General features: G+C 68.1%; 18 protein-coding genes and 2 pseudogenes. 5 read left to right on the top strand and 15 right to left on the bottom strand.

Features of this window, described 5'->3' with window-relative positions:
• Position 1 precedes the first annotated feature (1 nt).
• The 4 genes from F1D05_RS00510 to F1D05_RS00495 form a co-directional block, all read right to left on the bottom strand.
• A complete protein-coding gene (locus F1D05_RS00510; RefSeq protein WP_185445235.1) occupies positions 2 to 241 on the bottom strand; it encodes a DUF6167 family protein in 240 nt (79 codons plus the stop codon).
• Positions 242 to 322: 81 nt separating this feature from the next.
• A complete protein-coding gene (locus F1D05_RS00505; RefSeq protein WP_246486334.1) occupies positions 323 to 661 on the bottom strand; it encodes a DUF948 domain-containing protein in 339 nt (112 codons plus the stop codon).
• 139 nt (positions 662 to 800) lie between these two features.
• The gene (locus F1D05_RS00500) at positions 801 to 1,112 is read right to left on the bottom strand and encodes a nuclear transport factor 2 family protein (protein WP_185445233.1); all 312 of its coding nucleotides are present in this window, start codon (positions 1,110 to 1,112) and stop codon (positions 801 to 803) included.
• Entirely contained in the window at positions 1,112 to 2,503 is a 1,392-nt protein-coding gene (locus F1D05_RS00495) for a replication-associated recombination protein A (RefSeq protein ID WP_185445231.1), read from the bottom strand. Before F1D05_RS00495 ends, F1D05_RS00500 begins: the two co-directional genes overlap by 1 nt.
• Before the next feature lie 190 nt (positions 2,504 to 2,693).
• Here F1D05_RS00495 and F1D05_RS00490 point away from each other — a divergent pair, with 190 nt between their 5' ends.
• Positions 2,694 to 3,923, top strand: a complete 1,230-nt coding sequence (locus tag F1D05_RS00490; RefSeq protein ID WP_185445229.1) for an MFS transporter — start codon at positions 2,694 to 2,696, stop codon at positions 3,921 to 3,923.
• A gap of 301 nt (positions 3,924 to 4,224) precedes the next feature.
• Positions 4,225 to 5,430: a GGDEF domain-containing protein gene (locus tag F1D05_RS00485; protein WP_246486333.1), complete on the top strand. Its 1,206-nt coding sequence runs from the start codon at positions 4,225 to 4,227 to the stop codon at positions 5,428 to 5,430.
• A gap of 46 nt (positions 5,431 to 5,476) precedes the next feature.
• Here F1D05_RS00485 and F1D05_RS39520 read toward each other — a convergent pair whose 3' ends face one another.
• The 3 genes and pseudogenes from F1D05_RS39520 to F1D05_RS00475 form a co-directional block, all read right to left on the bottom strand.
• Positions 5,477 to 6,400, bottom strand: coding sequence for a hypothetical protein (locus F1D05_RS39520; protein ID WP_343066663.1), 924 nt, complete (start codon positions 6,398 to 6,400; stop codon positions 5,477 to 5,479).
• Positions 6,401 to 6,542: 142 nt separating this feature from the next.
• Positions 6,543 to 7,994: pseudogene (locus F1D05_RS39515) on the bottom strand (accessory Sec system translocase SecA2); the annotation flags it as partial.
• 54 nt (positions 7,995 to 8,048) lie between these two features.
• Positions 8,049 to 8,846 (bottom strand): GNAT family N-acetyltransferase, encoded by a 798-nt coding sequence (locus tag F1D05_RS00475; protein WP_185445225.1) that lies wholly within the window; start codon positions 8,844 to 8,846, stop codon positions 8,049 to 8,051.
• Positions 8,847 to 8,942: 96 nt separating this feature from the next.
• Between F1D05_RS00475 and F1D05_RS00470 the strand changes: the two genes are divergently transcribed.
• Entirely contained in the window at positions 8,943 to 9,527 is a 585-nt protein-coding gene (locus tag F1D05_RS00470) for an AMIN-like domain-containing (lipo)protein (protein WP_185445224.1), read from the top strand.
• 49 nt (positions 9,528 to 9,576) lie between these two features.
• On the opposite strand, the gene F1D05_RS00465 is transcribed toward F1D05_RS00470, so the two are convergent.
• From F1D05_RS00465 to F1D05_RS00435, 7 genes are all read right to left on the bottom strand, one after another.
• Entirely contained in the window at positions 9,577 to 11,595 is a 2,019-nt protein-coding gene (locus F1D05_RS00465) for a GxGYxYP domain-containing protein (protein WP_185445222.1), read from the bottom strand.
• Between the two features lie 150 nt (positions 11,596 to 11,745).
• On the bottom strand, positions 11,746 to 12,099 hold the full coding sequence (locus F1D05_RS00460; RefSeq protein WP_185445220.1) for a GntR family transcriptional regulator: 354 nt from the start codon (positions 12,097 to 12,099) through the stop codon (positions 11,746 to 11,748).
• Between the two features lie 201 nt (positions 12,100 to 12,300).
• Complete coding sequence (locus F1D05_RS00455; protein ID WP_185445218.1) at positions 12,301 to 13,263, bottom strand: glycoside hydrolase family 19 protein; 963 nt, start codon at positions 13,261 to 13,263, stop codon at positions 12,301 to 12,303.
• A gap of 183 nt (positions 13,264 to 13,446) precedes the next feature.
• Positions 13,447 to 14,127 carry a glycoside hydrolase family 19 protein gene (locus F1D05_RS00450; RefSeq protein ID WP_246486331.1) on the bottom strand — a complete coding sequence of 227 codons (681 nt, stop codon included), beginning with the start codon at positions 14,125 to 14,127 and terminating at the stop codon, positions 13,447 to 13,449.
• 493 nt (positions 14,128 to 14,620) lie between these two features.
• Positions 14,621 to 16,426, bottom strand: coding sequence for an aspartate--tRNA ligase (gene aspS, locus F1D05_RS00445; RefSeq protein WP_185445216.1), 1,806 nt, complete (start codon positions 16,424 to 16,426; stop codon positions 14,621 to 14,623).
• On the bottom strand, positions 16,423 to 17,754 hold the full coding sequence (gene hisS, locus F1D05_RS00440) for a histidine--tRNA ligase (protein WP_185445214.1): 1,332 nt from the start codon (positions 17,752 to 17,754) through the stop codon (positions 16,423 to 16,425). Before hisS ends, aspS begins: the two co-directional genes overlap by 4 nt.
• Before the next feature lie 10 nt (positions 17,755 to 17,764).
• Positions 17,765 to 18,451 (bottom strand): MBL fold metallo-hydrolase, encoded by a 687-nt coding sequence (locus tag F1D05_RS00435; protein WP_185445212.1) that lies wholly within the window; start codon positions 18,449 to 18,451, stop codon positions 17,765 to 17,767.
• Between the two features lie 268 nt (positions 18,452 to 18,719).
• On the opposite strand from F1D05_RS00435, the pseudogene F1D05_RS00430 reads away from it, so the two are divergent.
• Both F1D05_RS00430 and F1D05_RS00425 read left to right on the top strand, forming a co-directional pair.
• Positions 18,720 to 19,947, top strand: a pseudogene (locus F1D05_RS00430) (DUF349 domain-containing protein).
• A gap of 487 nt (positions 19,948 to 20,434) precedes the next feature.
• Positions 20,435 to 21,298: a hypothetical protein gene (locus tag F1D05_RS00425; RefSeq protein ID WP_185445210.1), complete on the top strand. Its 864-nt coding sequence runs from the start codon at positions 20,435 to 20,437 to the stop codon at positions 21,296 to 21,298.
• A 368-nt stretch (positions 21,299 to 21,666) separates the two neighbouring features.
• Here F1D05_RS00425 and F1D05_RS00420 read toward each other — a convergent pair whose 3' ends face one another.
• A complete protein-coding gene (locus F1D05_RS00420; RefSeq protein WP_206686018.1) occupies positions 21,667 to 23,865 on the bottom strand; it encodes a RelA/SpoT family protein in 2,199 nt (732 codons plus the stop codon).
• Positions 23,866 to 24,054: the final 189 nt, after the last annotated feature.

The following is a 24,054-nucleotide window of genomic DNA, read 5'->3' as shown; positions in this document are numbered from 1 at the left end:
GTTACCGGTAGTCCTCACGCGTAGTGTCTGCATTTTCGATCCCGAGTGCGTCCCGCAACTCGGTCTCCCGCTCGGCCATCCCGACCCGGACCTCGTCACCGAAGTGCCGGATCGCGGTGGCAACCTTCTCCGCCGACTGCTGCAGGCTGTCCGGCGCGAGCACCTGGACCCGCTTCTTCAGCCGGGTCACCACGTAGACGCCGACGACGGTGCCGATGACGAACCACAGGATCCGCTTCATCGCACGTCACCGCGCTTCTTCGCTTTGCGCTCGGCCTTCATCTCGTCCTTCACCCGGCGGGACACGTCGCGGCGCTGACTCTCACCGAGCGCCCGCCGTACGCCGTAGGTGAAAGCAGCTGCCTTCACCAGGGGGCCGCCCGCGGTCGCCGCAAACAAAGACGTCAACGCGGCCCGCGTTGGTTGTCACGGTGCTCGCGTTGTCGGTGATCACATCGACCTTCGCCAACTGCGCGTTGGTGGTCGCCACGGTGTTCGTCACCTCGCCGAGCAGCGGCACGCTGGAGTCGGCGACGCCCTTGACCATGATCCGGGTCTCGTCGAGCACCTTGCCGAGCTTCAGGATCGGGTAGGCCAGCAGGCCAACCAGGATGAGCAGCGCACAGGCAGCTATCAGCCCCGCGACTTCACCGACGCTCATGGGAAACGATCCACCTTCCGTTGACACCTCGTGGACCGCCCGACTTTATCGCGCGCCCGCATCGACTCCCCCACTGGACACCATCCCCCACATCACAGTCCCTCACCAACTCGGTCCAGCCCCTTGCGCAAACGGCCGGTCAGTCGAACGTGATGGCGAGGCCTGCCACCTGGCCGTCGGGGGTCCAGCGGAGCTGCATCGCGCCGGTGGAACCGGAGGCCCAGCGGAACCGGATCGTCTGGTCGTCGCCGCTGCCGATGACCGTCATCGTCTCGGTCGGCGGGTTGTCGCGGTAGGCCTGCGCGATGGCGGCGCGACCGTCGTACGGGCCGATCGGCAGGCCGGGGAAGGTCATCCGGGCATCCCGCGCGAAACGGGCGGCGAAGGTGGTCCAGTCGCCGGTGGTGACGGCCGCGTTGAAGGCCTCGACGTGGGCGGCGACCCGGTCCATCAGCGGTCCTTGAGGATTTTGCGGATTCCGGCCAGGCGGTCGGCGTAGGTCGCCTCGCCACCGCGGCGGGTGGGCTTGTAGTACTCGGCGTCGTCGACGACGTCTGGTGCGTACTGCTGCGGGACCACGCCGCGTGGGTCGTTGTGGGAGTACTGGTAGGTCTTGCCGTGGCCGATCTTCTTCGCGCCGGCGTAGTGGGCGTCGCGCAGATGCGGCGGGACCGGGCCGACCTTGCCGGCCCGCACGTCGGCGATGGCGGCGTCGATCGCCATGATGACGGCATTCGACTTCGGTGCGAGGGCGAGCGCGACGACGGCCTGGGCGAGGTTGATCCGGGCTTCCGGCATGCCGATCAGCTGGACCGCGTCGGCCGCGGCGACCGCGACACCGAGTGCGGTCGGGTCGCCCATGCCGATGTCCTCGCTGGCCGAGATCACCAGCCGGCGGGCGATGAAGCGCGGGTCCTCGCCGGCCTCGACCATCCTTGCCAGGTAGTGCATCGCGGCATCCACGTCGGAGCCGCGGATCGACTTGATCAACGCCGACGCCACGTCGTAGTGCTGGTCACCGGCCCGGTCGTACCGGACCGCCGCCCGATCAACGGCCGTCTCGAGCGTCTTGAGGTCGATCAACGCCGTACCGCCGTCGGCCGCTTTGTCTGCGGTGGCTCTTGCCTTGGCGCCGCCTGCTGCTGCTTCCAGGTAGGTCAGGGCGCGCCGGGCGTCGCCGCCGGCCATCCGCAGCAGGTGGTCGCGTGCGTCGTCCGCCAGCTCGTACTCGCCGTTCAGCCCGCGTTCGTCGGCGAGCGCCCGATCAAGCAGTACTGCGATGTCGTCGTCGGTCAGGGACTCCAACGTCAGCAGCAGCGACCGGGACAGCAGTGGCGAGATGACGGAGAAGAACGGGTTCTCGGTGGTGGCGGCGACGAGCGTGACCCAGCGGTTCTCCACGCCGGGCAGCAACGCGTCCTGCTGGGCCTTGGTGAAGCGGTGCACCTCGTCGATGAACAGCACGGTCTCGACGGTGTTGCCCGGGCGGGACAGATCCCGGCGCGCGCCGTCGATCACCTGCCGGACTTCCTTCACCCCGGCCGTGACGGCCGACAGCTCCACGAACTTCCGGTTGGTCGCGTGCGACACGACCGCCGCGATCGTGGTCTTCCCGGTGCCAGGAGGCCCCCACAGCAGCAAAGACATCGGCTGGTCGCCCTCGACGAGCCGCCTCAGCGGCGATCCGGGCGCGAGCAGGTGCTGCTGGCCGACCAGCTCGTCCAGACTCCGCGGCCGCATCCGGACCGCCAACGGCGCCGAGGTGTGGTCGGCATCCGCCAGACTCCCGCCACCCCTGGCGGGCGCGGGACTTCCAGGCAGATCGAACAGACCATCACTCACCCGGCGAGCCTACAGACGCCCACCGACACTCCCGTACTACGCCCTGCCCGGTTCCCGGCGGATCGAACTCGGGGTCAATCGCTCGCTTCAGGGCAGTCGGCGGTGGTACTTGACCGGATCGGGCGTCGAACCAGTAACGGCTCACCGGATCGGTAGGCACGCGGTAAGGGGATCTGGGTAACTTGAGCGAATGGTCCGCCCCCCTGACCCCGCCCCGACCGACCCTGCCGACCGGCCCGCCACCTACCGCGAAGTCTTCGCCGTAGCCGAGTTCCGGTGGCTGTGGACGGCTCTGCTCGGATCGGTGATCGGCGACCAGTTGGCACGCGTGGCGCTGGCCATCCTGGTGTTCGACCGAACCGGGTCGGCCGGGCTGTCCGCGCTGACGTACGCACTCACCTTCCTGCCCGACATCGCCGGCGGCCCACTGCTGTCCGGCCTGGCCGACCGCTACCCCCGTCGGCGCGTGATGGTCAGCTGCGACGCCGCCCGCGCAGTACTGGTCGCTCTGATGGCGATCCCTGGCGCGCCCCTGTGGATCCTGTGCGTGCTGCTGGTTGTGGTGCAACTACTCTCGGCCCCCTTCCAGGCAGCCAGATCAGCGATGTTGGCAACGGTCATGACCGGCGACAAGTTCAAGGCAGCCACCGGACTGTCCGCTGTCACCAACCAGACCGCCCAACTCGTCGGCTTCGTCACCGGCGGCAGTCTGGTCGCCGCGCTCGGGACGAGCCAGGCCCTGGTCCTCAACGCGGCGTCCTTCGCGATCTCGGCGGTCCTGCTGCAACTCGGCGTACGGGAACGGCCGGTCCCCATTGGGGCCGATCCGATGGCCAAGCCCAGCTGGTGGGGTTCCCTGTCGGCTGGGGCGCGGCTCGTCTGGAACGACCGGAAGCTGCGGTACCTGACGGCGCTGGTCTGTGTGCCGGGCTTCTACATCACGGTCGAAGGGCTCGCTGCTCCGTACGCCGCGGCAGTCGGTGGGGGGCCATTGGCGGTCGGCGTGCTCTTCGCGGCGAACCCGGCCGGGCAGGTGGTGGGGATCCTGCTGTTCTCCCGGGTGGCGCCCACCCGGCGGCTGGCCTTGATGGGACGGCTCGCGATCGCGTCGTGCGCCCCCCTGATCTTCTGCGCCTTCGAGCCCGGCCTGTGGACGACTGTGGCGCTCTGGGCGCTTTCAGGGCTGTCCGCGTCCTACCTGGTGACAGCCCAGGCAACCTTCGTTCAGGACATCCCTGACGCGCAGCGGGGTCAGGCAATCGGCCTGGCCCGCACTGCGCTGATCGTCTCTCAGGGGATAGGGGTCCTGGTCGCCGGGGCGGCGGCGGACCGCTGGCAGCCGGCTCTGGTGGTCGCGGCTGCGGGTGTTTGCGGCGTCGCCTTCGCAGCCGGTGCTGGCCGTGGCTACCAACGCGCGTAACCTGCTGGTCAACTGGGAGAAGGCTGGGGCGAGGCGCCGAGGACAAGGATCACCACTCGTTGTTCCGCATCACGACGCACCTCCTTCCCGGAAGCCGGATCGCCTAACGCAACCTGATCAGCCCAGTGACATCGGGTGATGTCACGTTTACGCTGATCGTGAGGACGAATGTGGGGGGTTGGGAGAAACGCTAATGCCGAGTATCCGCCATTGGAGACCAAAGCGCAGACGGCGCCGCGAGAGCGACGGCGGCACCTCCTCCTCACCCATGCACTGGGCCCTGTGGTCTGCCCCGTCAGCGGTGATCGGTTACGTGCTGGCCATCGACCTGCTCGCGATCGGCGTCGTGGCCGCTTCGTTCGTCGGTGTCGACATCGCCTCGGGCGACTGGATCCGGTTCGGCGTACTGGCGGTCGGGTCCGCGATCCACATCGAGGCAGGGCGTGAGATCGAGCGGCTCCGGCGCAGTGCAGCCGAAGGCACTCCCTATGTGAACCTCAAGGGGATGTGGACCTTCGCCGGCGTACTGGTCCTGCCGCCGCCTCTCGCGGTCGCGATCATCGCGTTGAGCTTCCTGCACTCCTGGTACCGACTGCGGCGAATCGCTCCGCACCGCACCGTCTTCTCAACCTCCACCGTGGTGCTGGCCGCGGCCGCCGCCGCGGTATGCCTGTACGCGATCAACCCCGGCTCGGATCTCCGCTATGCCGGTGGTCTGGTCGGGCTGATCGCGGTGGTCGCCGCCGCGACGGCGTACTGGTTCGTCAACTACGCCCTCGTCATCGGCGCGCTGTTGCTGTCCAACCCGGACAGCACCGCCCGCAAGGTCCTCGGCAGGCTGTCGGACCAGTTCATCGTGGCCGGCGCCCTCGGTCTCGGCATCGCCACCGCGGCCCTGCTGATGGACCAGCCCTGGCTGACCGTCACGTTGCTCATCACCGTCCTCGGCCTGCACCGCTCGCTGCTCGTCGGGCAGTTCCAGTTCGCGGCTCGCACCGATCCGCAGACAGGGCTCACGAACACCGTCTTCTGGCACGAGATCGCGACCAAGGAGCTCGAGCGCGCCCAGCACGACCACACCTCGCTCGGCGTGCTCTATCTGGATCTCGATCACTTCAAGGCCATCAACGACACCTATGGTCACCCGGCCGGCGACCAGGTGCTGAAAGCGATCGCGGCGGAGCTGAAGCGCGAGATCCGGACCGACGACCTGGTCGGCCGTCTCGGTGGTGAAGAGTTCGCGATCCTGCTGCCCAAGACCAGCGAGGACGAGACCGCGCAGGCGGCCGAGCGGATCCGGCGCCGGGTCGCGGCCCTCTCGATCACCGTCACCACCAATTCGGGCTCCACCACGGTGGACGGGCTGACCTGCTCCATCGGCGCAGCGACCTACCCGGCCGCGGGTGACCGCCTCGACGTGCTGCTGCTGGCCGCGGACACCGCGACGTACGCCGCCAAGAACGCCGGCCGCAACCGCGTCGTCACCGCCCCGATCAGCAACGGCTGACGTACTGGCGAGGCTGCTGGATCGATGATCCAGCAGCCTCCACCGGTCAGTCCTTGCCGTCGGCCTTCTTGGCCTCGGGGGTCTCGTCGTCGGAGGCTGCCTCGTCGTCGGATGCTGCCTCGCAGAGTTCTTCGGGGAGGTCGTCCGAGAGCTCGTCCTCGTCGAGGTCGCGGAGTTCCTCCGGAAGCTCGTCCTCGTCGAACTCCTCGGGGAGGATCTCCTCCGACTGGGCCGCGGCGCCGGGCCTGATGGCGTTGCGAAGGCGGCCAAGGATCCGGTCCGCCTCGGTGCCGAACGGGTTGTCGTTGACCAGGTAGGTCCAGGTGGCCGTCGGCCGCGGTACGCCGGACGCCTCCTCGTCGAACCCGTCAGCGGTGATCTCGGCTTCCTTGAACGTCTCCGCCGCGTCGTTCCAGGCATCCGCGATCAGCGGGTCGAACGACGCGATCGCCGACTTGTTGAACTCGTCGATCGGCTTCATGTGCACGATTCCGCCGGCCAGCGAGCGCAGGTGGATGCCTTCGCGCAGGTCCGCGAGATAGGCCAGGTGGTCGGTCCACCGGCGGTCGAGGTGGTGCAGCGCGATCTTCCGCGCCGCCTCCTTGACCGTCTCCTCGCCGATTTCCTCCACCAGTTCGTCGTACCGCTCCTTGGCCCGCTCGGCGAGCTCCTCGGCCGCCAGGTCCTCGGTGAGCACCTTCTCCCTGGTGTCGAGCAGGATCGCCCGCTGCTGCCCGGTCAGCCGGTGGTAGGACCACGTCGTACGGTGCAGCTCCGCGTTCGCGCCGTCGGCCACCCGCTGGGAGTGCTCCAGCATCGCGATCGCCTTGCGGTCGGTCAGCCGGCCGTGCTCGTCCGGCGACGGCCGCAGCCCGCTGGTGACGGAGTACCGGGTGACGAGTTCGTCGCCGAGGCTGGCGAAGAACAGCGACCCACCCGGGTCGCCCTGCCGGCCGGCCCGGCCGCGCAGTTGGTCGTCGAGCCGCGACGACGCGTGCAGGGCCGGTGCCGATCACGCACAGCCCACCGAGCTCGGCGGCACGGTCCTTGTCGTGCGACCCGTCGCGACCGCCCAGCCGGATGTCCGTACCGCGGCCCGCCATCTGCGTCGAGACCGTCACGGTGTCCGGCACGCCGGCCTCGGCCACGATCGCGGCCTCCTCGGCGTCGTTCTTGGCGTTCAGTACGACGTGCGTCACCTCGGCGGCCTCGAGCCGGTCGCTGAGCTGCTCGGACTCCTCGACGCTGTGCGTCCCGATCAGGATCGGCCGCCCGGTCTCGTGGATCTCCTTGATGTGCTCGACCAGTGCGACGTTCTTCTGCTCGACGGTCAGGTAGAGCCGGTCCGTGTCGTCGATCCGGACGTTCGGCGTGTTCGGCGGCACCACGGCCACCTCGACGTCATAGAACTCCTGGAGCTGCTCGCCGACGACGACCGCAGTACCGGTCATGCCGCACAGCGTCGGGTAGCTGCTGACCAGCGCCTGCACGGTGATGCTGTCGAGCACCTCACCGGAGTCGCTGACCGGCACGGCCTCCTTGGCCTCCACGGCCGCCTGCAGGCCGTCGGGCCAGCGCTGCAGCTTGGCGATCCGGCCGCGGCTGTTGTTGATCAGGCTGACCTTGCCGTCGCGGACCAGGTAGTCGACGTCCTTGCGGAGCAGCACCTCGGCGTGCAGCGCGACGTTGATCTGGGTCAGCCGGTCGAGGTTCTCGTCCTCGTACAGGTTGATGTCGCCGAGCTGCTTCTCGACCTTGTCCGTGCCCCTGTCGGTCAGCGCGACCGTCCGGCCGTCGCCGTCGACCTCGTAGTCGACCCCGGCGCGCAGGGTGCGGACCAGCGCCACCACGTCGTCGTCGAGCTCCTCGGTCCTGGTCGCGCCCGCCAGCACCAGCGGCACCCGGGCCTCGTCGATCAGGACAGAGTCGGCCTCGTCGACCAGTGCGACGTCGGGCTTCACGGTCACCCTGTCTGCGACATCGGTGACGAGGCGATCCCGCAGTACGTCGAAGCCCAGCTCCGTGACCGGGGCGTAGCAGACGTCGGCCTGGTACGCCTCGCGGCGCTGCTCCGGCGTGGAGGCCTGACCGATGTGGCTGACACTGACCCCGAGGAGGGCGTAGATCGGGCCCATCCACTCGGCGTCGCGCTCGGCCAGGTAGTCGTTCACGGCCATCACCTGGACGCGCCGGCCGCCGATCGCATACCCGGCAGCGGCGAAGGCGCCGGCCAGGGTCTTGCCCTCACCAGTGGCCATCTCGACGATCCGGCCACGCAGCAGCGCCAGCGCGCCGACGATCTGGCCGTCGAACGCCCGCTCACCGATCGCCCGCTGACCGGCCTCCCGGGCCAGTGCGAGGAACTCGATCAGGTCGTCCTCGTCCAGCCCGTCGGGCTTGCGCATCTCGGTGACGACCTCGGTGAGTTCGTCGTCGGACAGCGACTGGACCGACTCCTCCGCCTCGGCGACCAGCTGGGTCAGCCGCTCGTACGGGCCGAGGTCGATCGAGCCGGGGCGCTGCAGGAGCCGGCGGAAGCGCGAGGTGATTTTCGTCAGTGCCATGGTCTCCGCAACGTACAACCTCACCCGGTCGTTCCGTGCACCAACCCCGCGTGTTCAGATCGTGAAGGCGTACGGCGTGGTGGTGGTGACCGCGTGCAGGCCCAGCTTCTGCAGGATCGGGCGGGAGTCCTCGGACGCGTCGACACGCAGAAATGCGTAGCCGCGCTCGCTGGCGATCTTGGCCCGGTGGACCAGGATCGCGGAGTACAGGCCCTGGCGCCGCCACTCCGGCAGGGTGCCACCGCCCCAGAGACTCGCGAAGCCTGTCCCCGGATGGAACCGGATCCAGGCGGCGGTGAGGGCCGGGCCGTCGGGCGCCTTGAGCGCCTCCTCGATCAGGCTGACGACCAGGCGGTCCGGAAACATCCGGGCCTCGGCGGAGAGCCGCTCCTCGATCCGCTCCAGGCCGTTGTGCCACAGGGCGTCCATCAGTACCGCGATCCGGTGGAAGTCGGCCTGCTCGTCGACGTCCCGGAGCAGGACCTTGGACGGCAGCGCGGACGGGCGCTGGAGGATCCGGTCCACCTCGCCGAGGATCAGGGTTTCGGGGTCCTCCGGCACGAAGCCGGCCGCGATCAGGCGTTCGCCGAGGTCGGCCGGTTCGTCGTACGCGTAGATCTTCCACTCGAACGACAGGCCGCGCTCACGGAAGAAGGCGATCTCGCCGGCGATCACCGCGTCCGGGTCGGCACCGAGCCCTCGCGGCGTCTCGACGAACCCGCCACCGCCCGGACCGTCGAGATACGAGCGGTGGACCGGGCCGACATGCTCGGTCTTCCAGCCGGGAATCGTGTCCGCGTCGGGCAGTCGGATCCGGTGGTGGAAGACGTCAAGAAGCTCATCAGGTGTCATCACCCGCCATCCTGCCCGCTGCCGTGTCAACCGTCACCCCTATTGGCACGTCGAAGAAGTGGGCACTGGAAAAGCGGAACGGAAGGGACAACGACCATGCTCAACACCGTTCGACACCCTGTCCGGATCACCCTCGCCTCACTTGCCGTGGCAGCCGTCACCGCGGGCGGCGCGGTCGCCGTACCGGCGCAGGCCAGTCCGATCCGGGCCGAACGCGGCAGCAGTTGCGCGACCTACTGGGGATCGTTGCCTGAGGCAAACACTCGCTGGTCCGCGACCGCGGTGCACGACATCCGCACCGGACAGCATCCTTGTTTCGACCGGCTGGTCGTCGATCTCGCGGGCAAGTCGGCCGCCTATCGCGTCTCCTACGTCTCAGTGGTGGTCCAGGACGGCTCCGGTACGCCGATCGCGCTGCGCGGCGGGGCCAAGCTCCGGATCGACATCGAGGCCAACTCCTACGACGCGGACGGCCGGCCGACGTACCCGTTGAAGAACTTCCGCGAGGTCACCAGCGTGGCCGGGTACGACACCTTCCGCCAGGTGGCCTGGGGCGGCAGCTTCGAAGGCCGGACGACTCTGGCGCTCGGCGTCCGGGCCCGGCTGCCGTTCCAGACCCATCTGATTCCGGGTCCCGCCAACACCACCCGCCTGGTCATCGACGTAGCCCACCACTGGTAACCAGTGGTGGGCCACCCGCCCACGAGCGCCTTCCTTCCCTTGCTTTCCCTTACAGCGTGCGGTTCAGCAGGTCGAAGAAGGTGTTTGCCAGGATCAGTTCGTACGGGTCGCCGAGCAGTGCGGCCAGGTCCGCGATGTCCGACGGGGTCCACGACCAGGCGTTGATACCGCCGGAGATGAACAGCGGGGCCGCGCCGTCCCACTGCGCGACCCGGGCGTCCAGCGCGGCCTTGTACTCCGCTGCCTTGCCGGGTGCGCCCCATTGCCCGACGATCGGCAGACCACCCTGGCGGACCGCCAGCAGATCGCCGTCCCAGGTCTGCATGATCCCCTTCAGCGGCGTGTACTTCGCGAACCCGCGGGCGATCTCCTCCGACAGCAGCACCCACTTGTCGTTCTCGCGGTGGCTGTAGGAGTACACCTGGTTTATCCCGGTCCGGCGCAGCACCGAGCCGGTCAGCTTCAGGAACTGCGTGAACTGGTCGGGCTTCCACGATCCCGGGTAGGTGTAGCCCGCACCCGACGGTCCGCAGACCAGCAGGTCGTTGGCCGTCGCGGTCCGCTGGAAGTGGCTGAACAACCCCGGACCGGTCTCCAGGAGCAGCGGACTGATGGTCCAGTTGGCCGGAGCCTCACCACGCTTCGGGTCGTCCCACAGATCGCGCATGTGCCGCTGGCAGTACTGGATGTTGTCGCCCTCGCCGAAGGTCAGCGTCAGATAGACCTTGTTCTTCGGCTTGCTGATCCGCCGGACCGGCCGGACCTTGTCCGAGATCGGTGCGGTGAATCCGGCGTGGACCGTCCCGTTCATGTAGAAGTCGGCCGCGATCACCGGCGAACCGCCTTGCGAGGCGAGGTCGACGCCGTCCCACTCGCCACTGACGTCATTGGCGAACCAGCCCATGTACGGCGCGAGCGTCGGGTACTTCGCGAAGTGCTCGATCAGCAGGTCCCCGGTCTCACCGCCCGGGGGCAGCCAGCTCACCAGAGCCTTGGTGGCGACCACGTAGTCGCGGAAGTACGCGAACGGTTCGATCCGGGTCGGTGCGGTGTCGGTCGCCGCGACCAGATACTGATTCCACATCGTGGCTGTGATCACCAAGGACGTCGTACCGGCGGGTGGTTCGAAGCGGTAGATGAAGTAACCACCGCCGTCGCTGAAGCGGTTGGCCTCGCCGCCGATCGACGAGTTGACGCCGTCGAACAGGTACTGCGCCTCGTCCGGAGTGCCCGGCAGGAAGTGGGCGATCTGGGTGCCGTTCGCCTTCACCGTCACCTCGGCGACCGAGCCACCCCAGCCGTCGTCGGTGAACGAGTCGGCGAACCGGACGTAGACGGCCTCCTTACCGAGCTCGGCCGACACATCGAGGTCGTAGCTGCCGCGGTTCGACGAGTCGCGGATCTGCCGGGTCTCGCGGGCGATCTCCTTCCACTGCACGTTCTCGACCGGCACCACCCGGGTCGGCGGCAGGCCGGCGAGCAGCTTGTGGGTGACCCGCGGGAACAGGTTGTCGAGCTGCCACCGGTACGTCTTCACCCGGTCGTCGTCGAACATCCCGCGCAGGTCCTTGACGATTCGCAGACCGTGCGCTTTGGCCTGATCGGCGTTGGCGACGACCGCGTCCTCCAGCCCGGCCAGGGTGGTCGCGACGTTCAGCGAGTCGGGGACGGCGGGATCGTGGACGATGGCGCCGCGGACGCGATGCCGGTACTTGGCCACCAGGTCCAAGGGGTTCTTGTACGTCGTGGTTGGCAGGCGCATGTCGGCCAGCCATTTGGCGTCCGGCGTACTCATGGTGCCGGTGTCGAAGCTGAAGTAGAGCTCGGGCCTGGCGCGGTTGACCACGCCTTGCAACGTTGTAAGCAACGTCTGGTCGGCGCCGTTCAGCTTGCTGACGTCGCCGTAGTGCAGGTGGTGCGGGCGAGCGAAGGCCGGCAGCAGCCGGGCGGGACTGCCGGACGTCGAGGAAGGGGCGGCCAGCGCGGTCGATTGGAGGCCCGGGAGTAGCCCGAACCCACCTGCCGTCACCGCGCCGCTGCCTGCCAGGAACGTTCGTCTCGAGACCATCGTGACCACTCCCCTGTCGTTGACATCGCTGTCAAATGACGGCGAGGTTAACAACGGTGACGACGCGTGTCGATACCTCGGACAACGTTGTCGGCGAGAATTTTGGAATCGTTTCCGCCCCTGCCCGCTCCGCGGGCGAGATGCTCTGAGTTACCAGGCCTTCTGGAGGACTCGGGTGGCTTCGGCGACGCTGAGGCCTGCCCGGCGGGCGGCTCGGGCGAAGACCGTGGCGGCGGCGAGGGTCTCTTCGTCGTCGACCTGGCTGCGGGAGGCCAGCACGAAGGTGCCGTTGCGGCCGCGGGTCTCGACCAGTTGGCCCGCTTCCAGCTCCTTGTACGCACGGGCGACCGTGTTCACCGCCAGCCCCAGGTCGCCGGCCAACTGGCGAACAGTCGGCAGCCGGGTTCCCTGCGCCAACTCACCTCGCCGGATCAGCGCTTCGATCTGCTGTTTCACCTGCTCGTACGGCGGCCGGGCGGCGGCCGGATCTACCGAGATGATCATGCCCTCAGCCTTCCACGACGTGCTGGGAACGCCGCAACCCGCGCTTGGTGTTGGCCGGCGCGGTCACGCCGGAAATACAAACAGCTCAAGGTCAAGCACAAGAGGTCGAGGGTGGGCGTTCGATGCCGCCGGTAGGCAGTAGCAGGCAGGAGACCGGCCGAACCCTCAGTGGCGTCCGGCCGGTCTTCGGGGCGGTTCGGGTCAGCCGAGGCCGCCGCCCACCTTGCCGAGGGCGTCGAACTGGGCCCGGGTCAGCTTGCTGGTGTCACCAGAGAAGGCCTTCGACCGGGTGCAGATCACGCCCGCCGGGACCGAGCCGGTGAGGTAGCGGATCGCGTTCTTGAAGGAGTCGCAGCGGCGCTGGTCCTCGGCACCGGCCGGGTAACCGATCGCCGCGTTCACCTTGCCCATGTTCAACGCATCGGCCATCGGGTTGATGTTGCGGGCCACCGTCCAGTACCAGCGGGCGATCGGGGCGCTCCACTGCAGCGAGCGGGCCAGTTCGGGGTTGCCGAGTAGGTCGATCCCGAAGTACCGGCCGGCGGGTCCGTAGTTGAAGTCACCGGTCAGCTGAATGTAGCCGCGACCGCCGTACACGCGGGTGTCGCCGATCTCGCGAATGTTGTACTCCAGCCGTGACTCGTGCACCAGCGTGGCCAGGAAGGCGGCCTTGCGGTACGGCGTGTTGATGTTCGCGTCGCGCATCGCCTGGTTCAGCGACGGGAGACCGGTCTGCACGAGCGAGGGATTCGCGATCCTGCTGCCGAACATGCCTTGCACGTCGGCCAGCGTGATGTCGCCACCGGTCGGCGGCGGCGTACCGCCACACTCCGGTACGCCGGGGAGCTTGTCCTCGGGGATCGCCACATAGGCGACGGTCACGTACCCACCGAAGGCGGGGACGTGCGCCCACCACTTGCTGGAACCGCCGGACACGGTGACCAGGTCGCCTTCCTTCTGGCAGTCCACATCGATGGACGTGGGACCGGACAGAGTGCGGACAATGGCTGACGACAGGTACGCGTCGGCGCGGACGTTGACCCCGCTCCCATAGGTCTGGAAGACGGCGGCCTGCGCCGGGGTGGCGGCGATCAGACCGCCGGCGGTGAGCCCGGCCAGGGCCAGGACTGAGATGAGGAGACGGCGGAATCTGGGCTTCGGCATGACTTCTCCCGGGGCGGGGCAGAGGGGCGATCTCTGAGAGGTTAAAAAGTACCTAGCGCAAGTCAGTTCACAGTTACTTTCCACCCGTTCCAGTCAATGCTCAACCCTTTCGACCGAATGCAGCGTGCCGTGGCAGGTAACTGCCACGGCACACTCGGTAATCAGGTCGTTGTTCGCCGACTGTCAGCCGACGGTGCCCGGGGTTTTGCCGAGGGCGTCGAACTGGGCCCGGGTCAGCTTGCTGGTGTCACCAGAGAACGCCTTCGACCGCGTGCAGATCACGCCCGCCGGGACCGAGCCGGTGAGGTAGCGGATCGCGTTCTTGAAGGAGTCGCAGCGGCGCTGGTCCTCGGCACCGGCCGGGTAACCGATCGCCGCGTTCACCTTGCCCATGTTCAACGCATCGGCCATCGGGTTGATGTTGCGGGCCACCGTCCAGTACCAGCGGGCGATCGGGGCGCTCCACTGCAGCGAGCGGGCCAGTTCGGGGTTGCCGAGTAGGTCGATCCCGAAGTACCGGCCGGCGGGTCCGTAGTTGAAGTCACCGGTCAGCTGAATGTAGCCGCGACCGCCGTACACGCGGGTGTCGCCGATCTCGCGAATGTTGTACTCCAGCCGTGACTCGTGCACCAGCGTGGCCAGGAAGGCGGCCTTGCGGTACGGCGTGTTGATGTTCGCGTCGCGCATCGCCTGGTTCAGCGACGGGAGACCGGTCTGCACGAGCGAGGGATTCGCGATCCTGCTGCCGAACATGCCTTGTACGTCGGCCAGCGTGACGTCGCCGGTCGGCGGATTCGGGTTGACGACGCAGTCCGGTACGCCGGGAAGCTTGGTCTCCGTCGTGTTGATGTATCCAACGGTCACGTAGCCACCATGAGCCGGCAGGTGAGCCCACCAGGTCGTCGCGGCCCCGGCCCGGCACCGTGACCGAGTCACCCGACTTCTGGCAGTCCACGTCGACCGAGGTCGGCCCGGCCAGCACCTTGATCACCGAGGCGGACAGATAGGCGTCCGAGCGGACATTGAGGTTGTTGGCAGTCGTCTGGAAGGCAACAGCCTGGGCCGGTGTAGCAGCAACCAGACCGGTCGCGGCGACTCCGGCCAAGGCCAGAGCGGAAGTGAGAACGCGTCTGAGCATGAGGTCTCCTGGGGCGGGAGGAGGGGCAGGACCGCCACCCTCCCACCGCCAACCAGCCGTTGCTCAAGTGCACAACGCCCCACTGCCCTGAGGGCCGCGGGGCGTAGGAAGCAAGAGGCGAGGCGTGCGACAGGAGCGGACCTCAGCTACAGCTGCGAGCTTGCTCGCCTTCCCAGCCGGGAAGTGGCGGGCGTCGACAGGCGACGCCCGCCGTGGCTGCTATTCCTTCGGTGCGCTCTTCTCTTCGCCCTTGGGCGCCGGCTTGGCGTCGACGCCGGCTTCCTTGCGCTGGGCGGCGGTGATCGGCGCCGGGGCCGAGGTCAGCGGGTCGAAGCCGCCGCCCGACTTCGGGAACGCGATCACGTCGCGGATCGAGTCGGCGCCGGCCAGCAGCGCGGTGATCCGGTCCCAGCCGAACGCGATCCCGCCGTGCGGCGGCGCGCCGAACTTGAACGCGTCGAGCAGGAAGCCGAACTTCTCGGTCGCCTCCTCGTCCGTCAGTCCCATCACCTTGAACACGCGCTTCTGCACGTCCTCGCGGTGGATACGGATCGACCCACCACCGATCTCGTTGCCGTTGCAGACGATGTCGTACGCGTAGGCGAGCGCACTGCCCGGATCCGTGTCGAACGTCTCCAGCGAGTCCGGCTTCGGCGACGTGAACGCGTGGTGCACCGCGGTCCACGCACCCGAACCGACAGCCACGTCACCAGCGGCAGTCGCGTCATCGGCCGGCTCGAACAGCGGCGCGTCGACGACCCAGACGAACGACCAGGTCGACTCGTCGATCAGCCCACCGCGCCGGCCGATCTCCAGCCGCGCCGCACCGAGCAGCGCCCGCGACGACTTGACCGCACCGGCCGCGAAGAAGATGCAGTCGCCCGGCTTCGCACCGACGTGATCGGCCAGCCCCGCACGCTCTTCCTCGGACAGGTTCTTGGCGACCGGACCAGCGAGCTCGCCGTCCTGACCGACCAGCACGTACGCGAGACCGCGCGCACCACGCTGCTTCGCCCACTCCTGCCACGCGTCCAGCTGCTTACGGGGCTGGTCGGCGCCACCCGGCATCACGACCGCGCCGACGTACTGCGCCTGGAACACCCGGAACGGCGTGTTCTTGAAGTAGTCCGTGCACTCCACCAGCTCCAGACCCATCCGCAGGTCCGGCTTGTCGCTGCCGAAGCGAGCCATCGCCTCGGCGTACGTCATCCGCTGGATCGGCGTCTGCACCTCGTACCCGGCGAGCTTCCACAGCTCGGTCAGGATCTCCTCGGACAGCGCGATGATGTCGTCCTGGTCGACGAAGCTCATCTCGACGTCGAGCTGGGTGAACTCCGGCTGCCGGTCGGCGCGGAAGTCCTCGTCGCGGTAGCAGCGCGCGATCTGGTAGTACCGCTCCATCCCGGCCACCATCAGCAGCTGCTTGAACAGCTGCGGCGACTGCGGCAGCGCGTACCACGAGCCGGGGTTGAGGCGGGCCGGGACCAGGAAGTCGCGGGCGCCTTCCGGCGTCGACTTGGTCAGCGTCGGCGTCTCGATCTCGACGAAGTCGTGCTTCGCGAGCACGTTCCGGGCCGCGCTGTTCACCTTGCTCCGCAGCCGCAGTGCGGCCCCCGGACCCTGGCGACGCAGGTCGAGGTACCGGTACTTGAGCCGGACCTCCTCGTTCACCGGCGTCGCGTGGTGCTCCTCGACCGGGAACGGCAGCGGCGCGGCTTCAGACAGAACCTCGACCCCTGTGCCTTCAAGGGCGATGACCTCGATCTCGCCGGTCGGCAGGTTCGGGTTCGCATTACCCTCGGGGCGCGGCGAGACTGCGCCGACGATCTTCAGGCAGTACTCCGCGCGCAGTTCGCCCGCGGCCTCCTCGTCCCGGATGACGACCTGGACCGTACCGCTGGAGTCGCGCAGGTCGATGAACGCGACGCCGCCGTGGTCACGCCGCCGCGCCACCCAGCCCGCCAGCGTGACGGTCTGCCCGTTGTGCTCGGCCCGTAGCGAGCCGGCGGAATGGGTACGGATCACGAGATCTCCTGAGGGGTTTCGATGCTGGGGCGTACGTCGTGCGCGGGCGGGGTCCAGGTCGCCGGATCGGCCGGCACCTGCTCACCGCTGCGAATGTCTTTGACCTCTGGGCCGTTCTCGGTGCTGAACCAGACGAACGGGATGCCGCGGCGATCAGCGAACTTGATCTGCTTGCCGAACTTGGCCGCGGCCGGAGCCACCTCGACCGGGATCCCCCGTGCGCGCAGGGCTGCCGCCGTCCGGAGGGCGTCCGAGCGCTCGTCTTCGTTGTTGAGGGCAACCAGTACGGCGGTCGGCGTACTGCGGGTGCCCTTCAGCAGGCCCTTGCTGATCAGCCGGTGGACGAGCCGCGAGATGCCGATCGAGATCCCGACCCCCGGATACGTCGTCTTGCCGTCGCTCGCGAGGGCGTCGTACCGGCCGCCGCCACCCATCGAGCCGAAGGACTCGTCCCCGACCAGGTAGATCTCGTAGACCGCGCCGGTGTAGTAGTCCAGCCCGCGCGCGATCCGGAGGTCGGCCTGCAGCAGACCCGGAGCGTGCTCGATGGCGGCCGCCATCACCTGGCTCAGCTGCTCGAGGCCATCGTCGAGGATCTCGTGCTCGACCCCGAGCGCCCGGACCTTCTCGACGAAGGAGGTGTCGGTGCTGGAGATGTCGGCCAGCTGAACGGCCAGCCTCGCCTGCTTGTCGGTGGCGCCGGACTCGATCAGCCGCTCGACCACCTTGTCGGGCCCCAACTTGTCGATCTTGTCGACGATCCGCAGCACGGTGGCCACGTCGGTCAGGCCGAGCCCGCGGTAGAACCCCTCGGGGATCTTGCGGTTGTTCACCTTGATGACGAACTCCGGCACCGGCAGTTTGCCCAGTGCCTCGGCGATCACCAGCGGCAGCTCGACCTCGTAGTGGTTCGGCAGTTCGCCGCTGTCCACGATGTCGATGTCGGCCTGGGTGAACTCGCGGTAGCGACCCTCCTGCGGGCGCTCGCCCCGCCAGACCTTCTGGATCTGGTAGCGGCGGAACGGGAACGCCAGCTTGCCGGCGTGCTCCAGCACATAGCGGGCGAAGGGCACCGTGAGGTCGAAGTGCAGCCCGATGCTCGCGCTGTCCTCGCCGTCGGCCGCGAGCCGGCGTACGCCGTAGATCTCCTTGTCCGCGTCCTCGCCCTGGTTCGAGAGTCGCTCGACCGGCTCCACGGCACGCGTCTCGATCGACGCGAAGCCGTGCAGCTCGAACGTCTCGCGGACGACATCGAGGAAGTGCTGCTCGACGATCCGGTCCGCGGGAAGGAATTCGGGGAACCCGCTCATGGGTCCGATCTTGCTCATCAGGCCTTGCTCATTTCGATATCTCCAGGTCCTGCAGGTAAGGGTTGGTCGCTTTTTCCCGGCCGATCGTGGTCTGGCCACCATGACCCGGCAGGACGACGATCTCGTCGCGCATCGGCAGGATCTTGGTGGCCAACGTATGCAGCATCGCCGGATGATCGCCGCCTGGCAGATCCGTCCGGCCGATCGATCCGGCGAACAACACGTCCCCGGAGAACAAAATGGCGGGCACGTCCTCCGGCCCGTCGTACGGAGTGGTGAAGGTGACCGAGCCCTTCGTGTGCCCGGGAGTGTGGTCGACCGCGAACCGCAGGCCGGCGAGTTCGAGGCTCAGCCCGTCCTCGAGTTCGGCGACGTCGTCGGGCTCGGCGAACGTGTGGTTACCGCCGAGCAGCATCCGGGCACTCTCCGCGCTGATCCCGGCCATCGGGTCGCTGAGCAGGTGCCGGTCGTCCGGGTGGATCCAGGCGGTGCTGTCGTAGGCGCCGCAGACCGGCAGCACCGAGAACATGTGGTCGATGTGGCCGTGGGTGAGCAGCACCGCGACCGGCTTCAGCTTGTTCTCGCGAACTACCTGCTCGACCCCCGCGGTCGCCTCCTGACCGGGGTCGATGACGATGCACTCCGCGCCCTGGCCGGTGGCGACGACGTAGCAGTTCGTACCCCACGAACCCGCGGGGAACCCGGCGATGAGCACGACTTACCTTCCTGGAAAAGATCGGGGACCAGCCAAGGTTACCGGTCCCGCGATACGAGTTTCGAACCGGATTGCGCCGTACCGACCCGCATTGCACAGCGGATTGTGATGGCAACCCCGTTGCGTAGCGGACGGGAGTTTGTGATTGTTCAGTGATAAGCGTCGGGACAGGTCCCGACGCGCCCAGCTGGACCCGGTCGGCGCGGATGAACCGGCGACTGACCAGAATGGGCACGAGCGCAGTACATACCGCCGGAAGGGGCGAGTTGTGGCCGAGGAAAGCTGGGGCCGGGTAGCAGACGACGGAACGGTGTTCGTCCGGACGAAGGACGGCGAACGAGCGGTCGGCCAGTGGCCGGACGCCAACCCGGAGGAGGCGCTCGCCTTCTACACCCGGCGGTACGACGCACTCGCCTTCGAGGTCGACCTGCTGGAGAAGCGGGTCCAGGCCGGCACCGTCTCCCCCGACGACGCGCGATCAGCCGTGAAGAAGGTGACCGGCGCCATCGACGAGGCTCAGGCCGTCGGCGACCTGGACGGGCCTGCGCGGCCGCCTCGAGGCGCTCAGCCCACTCGTCGCCCAGCAGCGCGAGAAGAAGAAGGCCGAACGCGCGGCGAAGGTCGAGGAGGCCCGCGAGGCCAAGACCAAGATCGCCATCGAGGCCGAGACGATCGCCGCCGGCACCGACTGGCGGCACGGAGTCACCCGGCTGCGCGAGCTGCTGGACGAATGGAAGGCACTCCCCCGGCTCGACAAGTCCAGCGACGACGAGCTGTGGCACCGGTTCTCGTCCGCCCGTACGACGTACACCCGGCACCGCAAGCAGCACTTCGCCGAGCTGTCCTCCAAGCGCGACGAGGCGGCCGTGGTGAAGGAACGCCTCGCGGCCGAAGCCGAAGGCCTGTCCGGCAACACCGACTGGGGACCGACCTCGGGCCGCTTCCGTGAACTGATGCGGCAGTGGAAGGCCGCCGGTCCCGCGCCGCGCGAGGTGGACGACAAGCTCTGGGCCCGGTTCCGCAGCGCCCAGGACGCGTTCTTCGGCGCGCGCGACGCAGTACAGGCCGAGGAGAACGAGGAGCAGGTCGCCAACCTGGCCGCCAAGGAAGCCCTCCTGGTCGAGATCGAGGCCGTCCTGCCGGTCCGCGACGCCAAGGTCGCCCGCGACCAGCTCCGCGACCTGCTCGACCGCTGGGACGCGATCGGCAAGATCCCGCGCGACTCGATGCGCTCGATCGACGGCCGGCTGCGCGCCGTCGAACAGGCCGTCAAGTCCGCCGAGGACGAGGTCTGGAACAACAGCAACCCCGAGGCCCGCGCCCGCGCCGAGGCTACCGTCAAGCAACTCCAGTCCCTCATCACGGACCTGGAGAAGCAGGCCGCCAAACACGACGCCCAGGGCAACACCAAGAAGGCCAACGAGGCCCGCGAATCCATCGCAGCCCGCCGAGAATGGCTAACCCAGGCCCAAAACGCCCTAGCCGAATTCAGCTAGCCAGCCACGAGGAGCGGGGCAGGGGCCCACCCGTACGGCGCCCCGCCCGCCCCTCCTCCGTCGGCGCTACCCCCACCCACCCCAGGTCGCCGACCACACCCAACAGCAGGCGAGCCTCCAGCGTTGTCCTCCGCCAGTATGGGCGTCCTTGTGCACCAGCTGAGCAATCTGCCCCCGGAAGACGCTCACCGGATGCACAAGGGCCGCAACCAGCGCGGGCGGTCCCGCGCCTTTGTGCGCGGCCCGAGCATGCGACCGGCCCGGAACACTCAGCCAGTGCACATAGAGTCCGCACCGCAGTCGACGGAGGCTCCTTAGACGACCTGGCCTTGAAGCCAGTCGACCTGCCCAATCACGCTCCGCGCAACCTGACCACGCCATAGGCCCCCGACACCGAGGGCGCGCTTCACGGCCTGCAGTTGGCCGCCAAACCGCGGCTGTGGATAACGCAAAGCATGGGGTGGGCTGGATCGGTCATCCTGTCGCGATGTTGCCTGCTGAGTTTCCGTTGTACTTCTGTGGTCTGCCGTTCACCGGGCGCCAGGTGGGCAAGAAGCTGCGTTGGCTACTTGCTGGGGCCGAGATCCGCGAGGTGCTCAAAGGTGTGTACGTCGACACGCGGGTGCCCGACTCGCGAGAACTACGCGCGGCAGCCGTCGCACTTCTGCTGCCGGCTGACGGCATCGCCTGCGGGTTGACTGCTGCTTGGATACACGGCATCGCCACCACGGCTCTCGGTAGCCGGGAAGAGGTCGGCATCCAGTGGACGCGCGAGCCGGTCGAGGTCGTCGAGGTGGCGGGCGTCAGGGTCACCAGCCCGATCGCCACAACAGTCGAGCTCGCCATGCAGCTTCCGCGCCCGTTCGCCTTGTCGGCGGTCGATGCGATGCTCCGCTCAGGCATCGCCGATCGCTGGGCTGTGCGTGCGGCGTCCGAGGCGTACGCGGGTCGAGCTGGCATCACACAGGCGCGCGAGATCCTGGAGTACGCCGACCGCCGGGCCGAGTCGCCTGGTGAGTCCTGGCTTCGGCTCCGGCTGATCGACGCCGGCTTCGGCCAGCCTCAGCTCCAGGTTCGCGTACATGGGCCACAGCGTGACTACCGACTCGACCTGGCCTACCCGGAACCGGTCAACGACGGTCGACGATTGGGCCTCGAGTACGACAGCGACCGATGGCACTCAAAAACCAAGGACGAGCAACGAGACGAAGTACGCCGTACTGAGCTGGATGCGCTGGGCTGGCACATCATTTCCGTCCGCCGCCCTGACCTCTGGGGCTCCTACCCAGCCCTCGAACTAGCCGTAGGCGCCTTCCTGAGCCAGCAACCCCGCCTCCCCCGCCGTTGGTAACACCTGCAGACCAACGCAGCGTGAGCGAAATGGCTTGAGGTGCTTTGTGGCTCGGAGAAGGTGCAGCACGGCGTCCGAAGCCGGGGCGCTTGTCGTTGGTTAGGTGCGGTAGGCGGCGTGGATGTGGTCGTGGTGGGGCGGGTGGTGCCGGAGACGTACTCGGGCGGCCGGAAGCGGATGACTGAGATGCCGATGCGGTTGGTCTTGGCCGGGCGGTGGTGAGGTTGCATTGGTGCCAGGTGGCGACGCGGAGTTGCAGGCGTCGGCAGCTCAGGGCCTCCTGCACAGGCTGAACGTCCGCGGGCGAGTGCGGCAGCGCTCAGTGTCAGCAGGCCGCGTCTTGTGAGCTGCGGCCTGCTGAGCACTGGTTACTGGGTGACTCGGTAGACGTCGAAGACGCCTTCTACTGAGCGGACCGCCTTCAGCACATGGCCCAGGTGGGTCGGATCGCCCATCTCGAACGTGAAGCGGGACTTGGCGATCCGGTCGCGGGTCGTGGTCAGGGCCGCCGACAGGATGTTCACGTGGTAGTCCGACAGGACCCTGGTGATGTCCGACAGCAGCCGGGCCCGGTCCAGTGCCTCGACCTGGATCGCTACCAGGAAGACCGATTGCGCCGTTGGGGCCCACTCGACCTCGACGATGCGCTCGGGCTGGGTCTGCAGGTTCTCCACGTTGGCGCAGTCGGCTCGGTGGACCGAGACACCGGCGCCGCGGGTGACCCAGCCGATGATCTCGTCGCCGGGGACCGGAGTACAGCAGCGGGCGAGCTTCGACAGGATGTCCGTCGTACCCTTGACGATGACACCGGCGTCGCCGCGAGCCGTGCGCTTGCGGCGCTCCCGGGTCTGCGGCAACCGCAGCCCCTCGGCCAGGTCCTCGGCTGCGCCTTCCTCCCCGCCGTACGTCTCGATCAGACGCCGTACTACGGCTTGCGCGCTCACGTGGCTCTCGCCGACCGCGGCGTACAGGCCGGTCACATCGGGATAGCGCAGCGAGTTCGCGACCGCGGTCAGGGTCTCGTGCGACAGCAGACGCTGCAGCGGCAGACCCTCCTTGCGGAGCTGCTTCGCGATCGCGTCCTTGCCGTGCTCGATCGCCTCGTCGCGGCGTTCCTTCGAGAACCAGTGCTTGATCTTGTTGCGGGCCCGGGGACTCTTGACGAAGGTCAGCCAGTCGCGCGACGGTCCGGCGCCCTGCGCCTTCGAGGTGAACACCTCGACCACGTCGCCGTTCTCGAGCGTGCTCTCCAGCGGCACCAGCCGGCCGTTCACCCGGGCGCCGATACAGCGGTGCCCGACCTCGGTGTGCACGGCGTACGCGAAGTCCACCGGCGACGACCCGGTCGGCAGCGACATCACGTCGCCGCGCGGAGTGAAGACGTAGACCTCGGAGTTGTTGATCTCGAACCGCAGCGAGTCGAGGAACTCCGACGGGTCGGAGGTCTCCCGCTGCCAGTCGACCAGCTGCCGCACCCAGGGCATCTCGTTCGGGGTGCTGACGTCCGTGGTCGGCGCGGCGCCCGCTTCCGGGGTCGGCGCGTTCGGGTCTTCCTTGTACTTCCAGTGCGCGGCGATGCCGTACTCCGCGCGGCGGTGCATCGAGAACGACCGGATCTGCAGCTCCACCGGCTTGCCCGACGGGCCGATCACGGTGGTGTGCAGCGACTGGTACATGTTGAACTTCGGCATCGCGATGTAGTCCTTGAACCGGCCGGGCACCGGATTCCATCGCGCGTGCAGGACACCTAGGGCGGCATAACAGTCCCGGACCGACTCGACCAGCACGCGGATGCCGACCAGGTCGTAGATGTCGCCGAACTCGCGGCCGCGGACGATCATCTTCTGGTAGATCGAGTAGTAGTGCTTCGGCCGGCCGGTGACGGTGGCCTTGACCTTGGATGCGCGCAGGTCCTCGTGCACCTGCTCGATCACGGCCGCCAGGTACTCGTCGCGCGACGGCGCGCGCTCGGCGACCAGCCGGACGATCTCGTCGTAGACCTTCGGGTGCAGGGTCGAGAACGACAGGTCCTCGAGCTCCCACTTGATCGTGTTCATACCCAGCCGGTGGGCCAGCGGGGCGTAGATCTCGAGCGTCTCGCGGGCGATCCGCTCCTGCTTCTCCTGCCGCAGGAAGCCCAGTGTGCGCATGTTGTGCAGCCGGTCGGCGAGCTTGATCACCAGCACCCGGATGTCCTTGGCCATCGCGACAACCATCTTGCGGATCGTCTCGGCCTGCGCGGACTCGCCGTACTTGACCTTGTCCAGCTTGGTGACGCCGTCGACCAGCATCGCGATCTCTTCGCTGAAGTCCTTCTTCAGCTCGTCGATCGTGTAGTCGGTGTCCTCGACCGTGTCGTGCAGCAGCGCCGCGCACAGGGTCGGTGCCGTCATACCGAGCTCGGCCAGAATGGTCGCCACCGCGAGCGGATGCGTGATGTACGCGTCACCGCTCTTGCGGAGCTGGCCGGTGTGGTGCTTCTCGGCCGTCCGGTAGGCGCGCTCGATGATCGCGAGGTCGGCCTTGGGGTGAGTGGCGCGAACCACCCGGAACAGCGGCTCCAGCATGGGTGCCCTGTTCGGGTGCCTGGTGCCGCCTAGCCGAGCCAGCCGGGCTCGCACCCTGGCGGGTGCGATCCTCGGCGGCTGAGCACTGGGTGGAGCGGCAGCGGGCGGCGAAGGAGTGACCACCGGGCGCACAGCGGCAGGCGCGCGCGGAGGCTCGTGCGGGACCACATCGGGTACCGCAGAAGTCAT

It is taken from the genome of Kribbella qitaiheensis (assembly GCF_014217565.1).
GTDB classification, from domain to species: Bacteria; Actinomycetota; Actinomycetes; order Propionibacteriales; family Kribbellaceae; genus Kribbella; species Kribbella qitaiheensis_A.
Note: the sequence above shows the minus strand (reverse complement) of the source record. Positions and strands in the feature narration are given on the sequence as shown.

Bases quoted from the DNA above. Each gene is read 5' to 3' on its own strand.
- F1D05_RS00470 (WP_185445224.1), top strand. From the start codon at position 8,943: ATGCTCAACACCGTTCGACACCCTGTCCGGATCACCCTCGCCTCACTT.
- F1D05_RS00425 (WP_185445210.1), top strand. From the start codon at position 20,435: ATGTTGCCTGCTGAGTTTCCGTTGTACTTCTGTGGTCTGCCGTTCACC.
- F1D05_RS00465 (WP_185445222.1), bottom strand. From the start codon at position 11,595: ATGGTCTCGAGACGAACGTTCCTGGCAGGCAGCGGCGCGGTGACGGCA.
- F1D05_RS00475 (WP_185445225.1), bottom strand. From the start codon at position 8,846: ATGACACCTGATGAGCTTCTTGACGTCTTCCACCACCGGATCCGACTG.
- F1D05_RS00490 (WP_185445229.1), top strand. From the start codon at position 2,694: ATGGTCCGCCCCCCTGACCCCGCCCCGACCGACCCTGCCGACCGGCCC.
- hisS (WP_185445214.1), bottom strand. From the start codon at position 17,754: ATGAGCAAGATCGGACCCATGAGCGGGTTCCCCGAATTCCTTCCCGCG.
- F1D05_RS00455 (WP_185445218.1), bottom strand. From the start codon at position 13,263: ATGCCGAAGCCCAGATTCCGCCGTCTCCTCATCTCAGTCCTGGCCCTG.
- F1D05_RS00500 (WP_185445233.1), bottom strand. From the start codon at position 1,112: ATGGACCGGGTCGCCGCCCACGTCGAGGCCTTCAACGCGGCCGTCACC.
- F1D05_RS00460 (WP_185445220.1), bottom strand. From the start codon at position 12,099: ATGATCATCTCGGTAGATCCGGCCGCCGCCCGGCCGCCGTACGAGCAG.
- F1D05_RS00420 (WP_206686018.1), bottom strand. From the start codon at position 23,865: ATGCTGGAGCCGCTGTTCCGGGTGGTTCGCGCCACTCACCCCAAGGCC.
- F1D05_RS00510 (WP_185445235.1), bottom strand. From the start codon at position 241: ATGAAGCGGATCCTGTGGTTCGTCATCGGCACCGTCGTCGGCGTCTAC.
- F1D05_RS00505 (WP_246486334.1), bottom strand. From the start codon at position 661: ATGAGCGTCGGTGAAGTCGCGGGGCTGATAGCTGCCTGTGCGCTGCTC.